The 8,352-nt window shown below is 78.6% G+C and carries 7 protein-coding genes; 1 reads left to right on the plus strand and 6 read right to left on the minus strand.

Annotation, left to right across the window (positions count from 1 at the left end):
• Nucleotides 1–105 precede the first annotated feature (105 nt).
• A complete protein-coding gene (locus GTR00_RS25705) occupies nucleotides 106–2,463 on the minus strand; it encodes a helix-turn-helix transcriptional regulator (RefSeq protein WP_166611302.1) in 2,358 nt (785 codons plus the stop codon).
• Between the two features lie 102 nt (nucleotides 2,464–2,565).
• Between GTR00_RS25705 and GTR00_RS09070 the strand changes: the two genes are divergently transcribed.
• Nucleotides 2,566–3,489 carry a protein kinase family protein gene (locus GTR00_RS09070; RefSeq protein ID WP_166611303.1) on the plus strand — a complete coding sequence of 308 codons (924 nt, stop codon included), beginning with the start codon at nucleotides 2,566–2,568 and terminating at the stop codon, nucleotides 3,487–3,489.
• A 17-nt stretch (nucleotides 3,490–3,506) separates the two neighbouring features.
• Here GTR00_RS09070 and GTR00_RS09075 read toward each other — a convergent pair whose 3' ends face one another.
• From GTR00_RS09075 to GTR00_RS09095, 5 genes are all read right to left on the minus strand, one after another.
• A complete protein-coding gene (locus GTR00_RS09075) occupies nucleotides 3,507–3,872 on the minus strand; it encodes a hypothetical protein (RefSeq protein ID WP_166611304.1) in 366 nt (121 codons plus the stop codon).
• Nucleotides 3,869–5,602 carry a hypothetical protein gene (locus GTR00_RS09080; RefSeq protein WP_166611305.1) on the minus strand — a complete coding sequence of 578 codons (1,734 nt, stop codon included), beginning with the start codon at nucleotides 5,600–5,602 and terminating at the stop codon, nucleotides 3,869–3,871. Before GTR00_RS09080 ends, GTR00_RS09075 begins: the two co-directional genes overlap by 4 nt.
• 52 nt (nucleotides 5,603–5,654) lie before the next feature.
• Nucleotides 5,655–6,650, minus strand: coding sequence for a P1 family peptidase (locus GTR00_RS09085; protein ID WP_166611306.1), 996 nt, complete (start codon nucleotides 6,648–6,650; stop codon nucleotides 5,655–5,657).
• A gap of 23 nt (nucleotides 6,651–6,673) precedes the next feature.
• A complete protein-coding gene (locus tag GTR00_RS09090) occupies nucleotides 6,674–7,297 on the minus strand; it encodes a biotin transporter BioY (RefSeq protein ID WP_166611307.1) in 624 nt (207 codons plus the stop codon).
• 166 nt (nucleotides 7,298–7,463) lie between these two features.
• Nucleotides 7,464–8,291 carry a helix-turn-helix transcriptional regulator gene (locus GTR00_RS09095; protein WP_323132348.1) on the minus strand — a complete coding sequence of 276 codons (828 nt, stop codon included), beginning with the start codon at nucleotides 8,289–8,291 and terminating at the stop codon, nucleotides 7,464–7,466.
• Between the last annotated feature and the right edge of the window lie 61 nt (nucleotides 8,292–8,352).

Here is an 8,352-nt window from a genome sequence, read left to right on the forward strand (position 1 = left end):
GGGGAGGGGCTGCGGTGTCGGTCACGGTGCGCACCGTCCGCGCCGGCGGGGTGCTCGCGCACCACCCCGGTGCGAGAGCACCCCGGGTGGTCGCCGGCGCGGGGGTCAGCACAGGCCCAGGTCGCGGCCCACCGCGACGGCCTCGGCGCGCGAGACGACGTCGAGCTTGCGGTACAGGCTCTTGGCGTACCCCTTCACCGTGTTCACCGACAGGTGCAGCTCGCGGCCGATCTCGCGCTGGCTCAGCGGTCCGCGCAGCGCCCGCAGCAGCGTCAGCTCCCGGTCGGTGAGCACCTCGCCGAGCACCGGGCGCGCCCGCGCCGCCGCGGTGCGCGCGCACACGCGCTCCACCGCCTCCAGCCGGGCCGGCGCGGCGGGCGCCGGTGCCTCCGCGAGCGCGGCGCGCGCCTGCTCGGCGTCCGCGCGCGCCAGCCGCACCTCGCCGTGCGCGACCTCCGCCTCCGCCGCCGCCGTCAGCACCAGCGCCGCCAGGGCGGGGTGCACCTGCACCGTCACCAGGTCCGCGGCCCGGCGCAGCGCGGTCAGCGCGGCCGCCGGGCGCCCCTCGGCCAGGGCCAGCAGCCCGGCCGCCCCGTGCCGCAGGGACACCGCGGTCGAGGCCGCCCGCCCCAGCGCCTCCTCCAGCTCGGCGGCCCCGGCCGCCGTGGCGCGCAGCAGGCGGGTCAGCTCCGCGCGCCCCGCCGCGTCCGGCCCGTGCGCCGCGTCCGTTCCGTCCGGCCCGGTCAGGTGCTGGGCCAGCGCCCAGGCCAGCACCCCCGCCGTCTCCAGCTGCGACACCGCCGGCAGCAGCGCGGCGGCGGGGGCGTCCCACGCGCGGCGCAGCGCCTCGCGGGCGTCGTGCCCGTGCGCCAGCAGCGCCCCGCCGAGGGCCACGTGCGCCACCACCCACCCCGGCAGGTGCTCGTCGGTCTCCTCCGCGACCGCGCGCCGCGCCTCGCGCAGCACCGGGTCCGCGTCGCGCCCGTCGGTGCCGTACACCGACCGCAGCGCCGCCGCCGCCCCCGCGGCCGAGCGGAACCCGGGGAAGCGGGACCCGGGGGAGGTACCCGCCGGCGCGGCCTCGGCCAGGTCCAGCAGCCGGGGCACGCGCTCGCGCTGCCCCGCGCGCCCCGCCGCCCACGCCAGCGACAGCGCCAGGGCGGGCGTGCGGGCCAGCACCGCCTCGTCGACCCGCTCGCCCAGGCGCAGGTGGGTGCCCACGTCCCCGCTGCGCAGGAAGTCCCCGGCGCGCTCGACGAGCACCCGCGCGGCCGCGTCGTGCGCGCCGGCCTCCAGCAGCACCCGCACCGCCTCCTCGACCAGGCCGCGCCCCAGGAACCACCCGGCCGCGCGAGCGCGCAACCGGTCGGCCTCGGCGGCGTCGCCCAGCTCGCGCACCAGCGCCGCGCGGAACACCCGGTGGAACCGGAACCAGGGGCCGTCACCGCCAGCACCGCCAGCACCGCCCGCACCGCCGGCACCGCCCGCACCGAGCGCTGACAGGAACACCCCCTCGCGCTCCAGGGCGCTCAGCGCGGCCCCGGACCCGCTGCGCCGCAGCACCTCGTCGCACAGCGCCCCGCACACGGTGCCCAGCACCGCCGCGCGCAGCAGGAGGTCGCGGCGCTGCGCGTCCTGCCCGGCGAGGACCTCCGCGATCAGGAACTCCACCGCCCGCTCCTGCCCGGGCCACGAACCCCGCGGCACGCGCCGGCCCTCCCGCAGCGCCGCCGCGCCCAGCACCAGGCCCGCCGGCCACCCCTCCACCGCGGCGAGCAGGTCCCGCACCGCGCGGGCGTCCCCGGCGTCCCCGGCGTCCTCCGCGGTGGCGGGCACCCCCAGGACGCGGAGGAGGTCGCGGGCCTCCGCGTCGCCGAAGCGCAGCTGACGCGGGCCCACCTCGCTCAGCAGCCGCCGCGCGCGCAGCCGCGGCAGGGGCAGCGCCGGCTCCCCGCGCGAGGCCAGCACGAGCGCCGCGCCGGGCGGCAGGTTCTCCGCGAACAGCTCCAGGCCCTCCAGCACGCGCCGCTCGGTGACCGCGTGCACGTCGTCCAGGACGAGGGCGGTGCGCGGGGCGGTGCGGGCCAGCCCGTCCAGCAGCTCGGGCACCGCCACCTCCAGCGGGTCCACCCCCGGCACGCCCAGGGCCGCCGCCGCGCGCTCGGCCGCCCGCGGGACCACGGGTCCCAGGGCGCGCGCCACGTACGTCCAGAACCGCGCCGGGTCGTCGTCGCGGCGGTCCAGCGACAACCACGCCACCGCCCGCACCGCCGTGGTGCCGCGCGCCCACCCGCTCAGCAGCGTCGACTTGCCCCACCCCGCCCCGGCCACCACGACCGTCACCGGGGCACCCACCGCCGCGTCCAGCCGCGCCAGCAGGTGCGGGCGCGCCAGCACCGCCGCGGGCACCGGCGGCGGTGACAGCTTCGCGGCGAGCAGCGGCGCCGGCGGCGCGGACGGCACGGCCGCCAGCCTAGGAGGGGTCCATCGCGCGCGTCCGCCGCTCGCCGCGACCCGTCCGGCAAACCCGTGGAACCGCTCCCGCACCCCTGCCAGCCTGGGACGGTGCAGGGGTCAGGGGGCAGCAGGCTGCGGTGGGAGGACCTGCCGCCGCACGTGCGCGCCGGCGTGCAGGACGTCCTCGGCGCGCCCGTCGTGCGCGCCGACTCCCAGGCGGGCGGCTTCTCCCCCGGCTCCGCGGACCGGGTGCTCACCGCCACCGGGCGCCGCGCGTTCGTCAAGGTCGCCAGCGCCGCGCAGAACCCGCACAGCGCCGCCCTGCACCGCCGCGAGGGGCGCGTCAGCGCGGCGCTGCCCCCGTCGCTGCCCGCGCCGCGGCTGCTGGGGGTCCACGACGACGGCGCGTGGGTCGCGCTGGTGCTGGAGGAGGTCGACGGGCACCAGCCGCCGCTGCCCTGGCGCCGCGCCGACGTCGACGCCGTCCTGCGCGCCCTGGACGCGCTCGCCCGGGGCGCCACGCCCTGCCCGGTGCCCGAGCTGCCCGCGGCCGCCGACGAGCTGCGCGACGACTTCGCCGGCTTCGAGCGCCTCGCCGCCGACGGCGTGCCCCTTGACGGGATGGAGGAGCTGCGGGCCCTGGCCCGCCGCGGGGCGGCCGCGCTGCGCGGCGACACCCTCGTGCACCTGGACCTGCGCGCCGACAACGTCCTGCTCACCGCGCGCGGTGCGGTGCTCGTGGACTGGCCGCACGCCTGCCGCGGACCGGCGTGGCTGGACGCCCTGCTGCTGCTCGTGGAGGTCGAGCGGCACGGCGGGCACGACGCCGACGCCCTCCTGGCGCGGGCGCCGACGACCCGCGACGCCGACCCGGACGACCTCACCGCCGCGCTGGCCGGTTTCGCCGCCTTCTTCCTGGACGGCGCCCGCCGGCCCGCGCCGCCGGGGCTGCCGACGGTGCGGGAGTTCCAGCGCGTGCAGGGCGAGGCGCTGCTGGCGTGGGTGCGGCGGCGGGCCGGGTCCGCGCCTTGAACGGCCGCGGCCCCGCCTCAGGGCAGGGCTGTGGCGCCGTTCAGGACGGCGGTGACGTCCTCCGGTCGGCTCCCGCCGTGCACCGTCCCGATCCGGCGACCCGTCGCCACGTCCACGATGACGAGCTCCTGGTCCTGCGTGCTGCTCCTGGTGCTCTCCACCAGGGTGTCCGCGAGGCCGATCGCCGCCGTCGCGGTCCCCAGCAGGGCGGTGACGGCCATGAGGACCGCCGCCGACTTCTCGTTGAAGGGTGCGTCCAGCCCGCCCGACAGGCCGCTCAGGTCCTCCACCACCGTCAGCTCGACACCGGCGAGGCGCTCCCCCCGGCCGGACAACGGCTCGACCAGCGCCGCGGGCCCGACGACGTAGACGGCCCGGCTCATGCTCGCCGCTCCAGTTCCGGACCACCGTCGTCCACGACCCTCGAGACCTCCCGAGCGCAGGGGTCGCACACGAGCCAGGAGCTCCAGTCCCTGTCGAACTGGTACGCCGCCACCGGCCCTCCGCCGTACCCCTCGCGCACCCAGGTCCGGATGGCCTCGTTGCTCCTGAAGGTGGATCCGTTGACGTACTTGCCCCCACCCCTCGGGATCACCGACGAGCACTTGTCGCACACCGCTTCCTCCCGGTCGCTGAAGTACCAGTACGTCTGCGCGCTCTGCGGCCGGCGCGGCTGGGTGAACAAGGGGTCGAACCGCAACCGGACCCCCTGCTGCAGGAGCACGTCCTCGGCGTGCCGGACCTCCGGAGCCAGGACCGCCTGCTGCGCCCGGCCGCTCAGGAGCAGCTTCACGACGGGCATGACCGTGGTCGTCATCAAGGCCCACTCCGCGGGGTCGCCGATGACGTCGACGCGACCGTGCGAACCGACCTCGGCCAGGGGAGCCTTCGCCCAGCACCAGTCCGGGAGCACGTTGCCGCTGCCGCGGTCCCACAAGGACGTCCACCCCTCCTCGACCCCGGTGAACCCGCTCGGGCACGTGAACACGGGGACCGGTGCCACGGCTCCCGTCAGCTCGAAGAACCTGTCGGGGGCCAGGAGCAGGGCGGGGTCCTCCAGGAACATCGCGACCAGCCGGCGGCGCGCGTCGAGGCCGACCTCCGACTGCGCCGCCACGGGGCTCTCCGCGCCGAGGTGGTCCCGGGCGGTGGAGCAGAACCTCTCCTGGTGCTCGAGGTCCGCCAGCAGTTCCTCGGTGGCGCTCCTGCCGAAGAGGGTGCGGCACGCACCGTCCACCGTCGCCCACGCCTCCTCCGACGTCGTGGCGTCGTGCAGGTCGCTGGTGGTGCGGAAGTGCGCCACGAGGGCGTCGAGACGTCGTACGGCGAGGTAGCTGCTCCCGTCGGCCGTCTGGTCCTGCCCGTAGCGGCGCACCATCAAGCTCGCGTAGAGCACCGCCGCGACGGGGGGGACGAGCACCGTGGCCTGCTGCTCCGACACCGCGTCGGCAGGGTGGAACCCCAGGGCGAGGCCGAGGAACAACGCCCACTGGTACTCCCTGCGCACGCGGTCCAGGTCGGGCAGGTCGCCCTGGACCCGCTCGGCCGTCTCCATCCCGAACGTCTGCAACGCCGCCATCTGGTGCAGGTAACCCAGCGCTTCCAGTTGCGCCCGCCCGCCCACGGAGATCGGCGGCTGACCCGGTGGCGTGGTGGACGCCTCGTCCGCCCCCGCCGCCCGCCGCCTGTTCCGCGCGTCCGCGCCGACCTGCCTCAGGTCGGGGTCCCTGGCCCCGAGGAGGGTGCTGCGCAGCGGGTCGGAGTAGGCGGTGACCGGCAGGACCAGCGTCCCGGCGGCGCGAGCTGCCCGCAGGGTGGAGCCGAGGTTCACCGCCACCGACCAGTACTGGCGCAGTGTCGCCTGCCCGTAGCAGGTCAGGAGCAGGTCCACGAAGTGGCGCTGCTCGTGCCACACCGCGCTCAGGACGTGAGCGGCGCGCGCGTGGTAAGGGGTTCCCTCGAGATCCCGGACCGCACCGGCCGCGTCGGCGTGGTGGCCGCGCAGGGCCAGGCCGGCGACGTCACCGAAGACGCCGTCGGCGGCCTGCGGTTCGGGCAGCGGGTTGTACCAGACCGACAGCGTGGCCGGGTCCAGTTGGAGGAACGGTTCCACGGGCTCACCCCCAGCGCGTGGCCCTCGACCATCCTCCGTCCCCGGTGGCGCGTCAAGGTTCCCAGCGCGGCAGGAGCGTCCCGGCCACCTCCACGGGTTCCGCCGAGGCGATCCCGTCGAGCACGGCCAGGCGCACCGCCTCCGCCGCGGCGGCCTGCAACCGCACGAGCTCCACCACGCGCTCGGCCCGCGCCGCCGGCAGCGCCACCGCGCCGGTGGCGAGCGTGAAGACGGTGTCGCCGTCGGAGAGGGTGTGCACCGGGTCCAGCGCCCGCGCCAGCCCGTCGTGCGCGGCGGTCGCGGTGCGGGAGGCCTCGGCGGGGTCCAGCGCCGCGTCCGTGGCCACGCACACGAGGGTGGTGTTGAGCGCCGGGCCGGCGCCCGCGCCTGTGTCCGCGTCTCCGCCCGCGCCGCCCAGCGGCTCGCCGGGCACCGCCCCCCCGCGCGAGGCGCCCGGTGCCAGCGGCAGCCCGAACGCGTTGACGACGGCGAGCGCGCCCACGACCGCGCCGCCCACCCGCACCGAGGCGGTGCCCACCCCGCCCTTGAAGCGCCGGCCCACCACCGCGCCGGTGCCCGCGCCCACCACGCCGCGCTGCACGGACGTGCCGGCGGGGGAGGCGGCCGCGACCGCCGCCTCGTACCCCATCGCCTCGGTGGGGTGGTGCGTGAACACCCCGCCGCGGCCCAGGTCGAACACCGCCGCCGCGGGCACGATCGGCACCACCTCGCCCGGGCGCGGCCCCACGCGGAACCCGCGCTCGTGCTCGGCGCACCAGCGCTGCACCCCGTGGGCGGTGACCAGGCCGTAGGCGCTGCCGCCGGTGAGGACCACCGCGTCCGCCGTGGGCACCAGGGTGCGCGGGTCCAGCGCGTCCGTCTCGTGGGTGCCCGGGCCGCCGCCGCGCACGTCCACGCCCGCGACCGCGCCCGGCGGGGGCAGCACCACCGTCACCCCGGTCAGCCAGCCGCCGCCGCGGCGCGTCACCTGCCCCACCCGCACCCCGGGCACGTCGGTGAGGGACCCCGGCCCGCTGCTCGCGCTCACGGCGCCATCCTCGCGCGGGAGCCTCACCTCGCCGGGCGGGCACCGCCGACGGCGCCCGCCCGGCGGCCCAGCAGGCGCCACGCCCCGGCCACCAGCACCGCCCCCAGCGCGGCCTTCAGCAGACCGCCGGGGACGAACGGCACGAATCCCGCGCGCAGCGCCCCGGACGCCGAGAGCCCGGCGCTCAGCGCCAGCCACGGCACCCCCACCGCGAAGACGACGCCCTGCCCGGCGGCGAACAGCAGCAGCGCGCGCCCGACGCCGCGGTCCACCCCGCGCCGGGCGGCCAGGCTGATGAGGACGGCGGCGGGCACGAACCCCACCACGTAGCCGCCGGTGGGGCCGAACACCGCCGCGGGTCCGCCCTCGCCGTCGGCGTAGACGGGCAGCCCGGCCAGCGCGCTCAGCAGGTACGCCACCTGCACGGCCGCGCCGCGCACCGGCCCCAGGCAGGCGGCGGTCAGCACGACGGCGAGGGTCTGGCCGCTGACGGGCACGGGCGTGCCGGGCACCGGCACGGACACCTGCGCCAGCACGGCGGTCAGCGCCACCCCGCCCGCCACCAGCAGGGCGGTGCGGGTGCGCGAGGTCGCGGCGGGGTCCAGCAGGACGCCCGGGCGGGACGGGACGGACGCAGTGGCGCTCACGGTTCCTCCGGTTCCCGACGGCCCGCCCTGCGGGACCGCCGTGCTCGACGGCTCGCGCGCACGCTGCCGCACCCGCGACCGGCGGCGTGCTCGCCCCGCCCGGCAGGTCCCTGACGAGCCCGCACGTGCCCACCAGCGCCCACCGGCGCCGGCCCGCGGGGGCGGCTCAGGCGGTGAACCGCCCCGGGGTCACGCCCAGCACCCGGCGGAAGTGCCGCGTCAGGTGGGACTGGTCGTGGAAGCCGGCCAGCACCGCCGCCTCCGCCGGGCGCCGGCCCGCCAGCAGCAGCTCGCGCGCCAGGTCCACCCGCCGCGCCGTCAGGTACGCGTGCGGCGGCATCCCGAACTCGCGGCCGAAGCAGCGCACCAGGTGCGCGGGGGCGGCGCCCAGCTCCTCGGCGGCGCGCCGCAGCGCCAGCCCCTGCACGACGTGCGCGTCGAGCAGCTCGCGCAGCCGCCCGGCCAGCGGCGCGTCCCGGCGCACCGGCAGCGGCGCGCGCCCGGCCAGCTGCCGGTGCAGCTCCGCCACCAGCAGCGCCGCCCGCCCGGCCGCCTCCAGCTCCTCCCCGGGCAGCGCCAGCGCCGCGTGCAGCGCGGCGACCGCGCGGTGCAGGGCCGGGTCGGGCAGCGCGGGCTCGTCGACGGCCGCGCCCGCCAGCCGCTCCGGCAGCGCCCCCGGCTCCAGGTACAGCACCCGCTTGCGGAACCCCGCGCCCGTCGCCGCGCGCCCGTCGTGCGGCACGTGCGGGGGCAGCAGCGTGACCGCCGAGCCCAGCGCGCCGCGGTGGCGGCGGTCCAGGTCGTAGCGCACGGCGCCCTCGTCGACGAGCAGCACCGTCCAGGTGGCGTGCACGTGCATCGGGTAGGCGTGCCGGGTGAAGCGGGCGTGCAGCACCTCCGCGATCCCGGGCACCGCGGGCCGCCAGCTGCGCACCTGCTCGCGCGCCGGCCCGCGCACCGCGCCGGCCCCGCCGCCCCCGGCCCCCTCACGCACGTCAAGAACGTACAAGACGGCCGGGCCCGGCCGTCTTGTACGTTCTTGACGTGCGTGAGGG

It is taken from the genome of Kineococcus indalonis (assembly GCF_009906395.1).
In the GTDB taxonomy this organism is placed as follows: domain Bacteria; phylum Actinomycetota; class Actinomycetes; order Actinomycetales; family Kineococcaceae; genus Kineococcus; species Kineococcus indalonis.